At 67.8% G+C, this 1,212-nt stretch carries 1 protein-coding gene; it reads left to right on the top strand.

The window, feature by feature from the left end; translation table 11 throughout:
- Window positions 1–54: 54 nt before the first annotated feature.
- Window positions 55–1,212: IS30 family transposase (locus ACWEH3_RS36190; RefSeq protein ID WP_450027015.1), on the top strand; the 1,158-nt coding region annotated here is incomplete at its 3' end.

The raw sequence follows: 1,212 nt of genomic DNA, 5'->3' as shown, positions 1-1,212 counted from the left end.
GCCGGATTCAACTGATCGTTGCAACACCTCGATCGTGGAGGTGTGGAGGTGGGAATTGGTCCGCAGCAGAAGTGGGTTCGTGAGTACCGGGGCCAGATTCCGTCGCCGGGTCGGCCGACGGTGGCCTGGCGTGAGGATCGGGTGCGGTTCTGGGCGGCGATCGCGCGCGGGGTGATGACCGCGGACGCGGCGGTGGAAGCGGGGGTGTCCTCGCCGGTCGGGTTCCGATGGTTCCGGCATGCCCGCGGCGTGAACCCGCGTTTGCCTCAGTCTGTTTCGGGCCGGTATTTATCTTCGGGCGAGCGGGAGGACATCGCGTTGCGGCGGGCTCGGGGCGAGGGAGTGCGGGAGATCGCTCGTCGGCTCGGTCGGAGTCCGTCGACGATCTCGCGGGAGTTGCGTCGCAACGCCTCGACCCGTTCGTACTGGCTGGACTACAAGGCCTCGACGGCGCAATGGCATGCCGAACGTCGGGCCAGGCGCCCCAAGATCGCCAAACTGGTCGCCAACGACCGGCTGCGCGCATACGTGCAAGACAAGCTCTCCGGGGTCGTGCGAACTGCCGATGGACGTGCCGTGGCCGGCCCGGTCGGTCCGGAGTGGAAAGGGCGCAACAAGCCGCATCGCGGTGATCGGGCGTGGGTGAACGCGTGGAGCCCGCAGCAGATCTCGAACCGGCTGAAACTCGAATTCCCCGACGACGAGTCAATGCGACTCAGTCATGAGGCGATCTACCAGGCACTGTATGTCGATTCCCGGGGCGGGCTCGAACGCGAACTCGTCGGCTGCCTGCGCCGAGGCCGGGCGTTGCGGGTCCCGCGCGCACGCGCCAAGCAGAAAGCGTGGGCACATGTGACCGCCGAGACGCTCATCGGTAACCGGCCCGCGGAGATCGGCGAGCGGGTGGTCGCGGGGCATTGGGAAGGCGATCTGATCATCGGGTTGCAGCGTTCGGCGATCGGCACCCTGGTCGAGCGGACGACCCGGTTCACGATGCTGATCCACCTGCCTCGCGAGGACGGATACGGTGTCATCGCACGCACCAAGAACGGACCCGCTCTCGCTGGCTACGGCGCGGTGACCATGACCGACGCGCTCACCCGAACGCTGCGCCCGCTGCCGCCGCCGCTGCGTCGATCGCTGACCTGGGACCGGGGCAAGGAATTGTCCGACCACGCACGGTTCACCGCCCGCACCGGCGTCGAGGTCTAC

This window comes from Nocardia sp. NPDC004718 (assembly GCF_053601535.1).
Note: the sequence above shows the minus strand (reverse complement) of the source record. Positions and strands in the feature narration are given on the sequence as shown.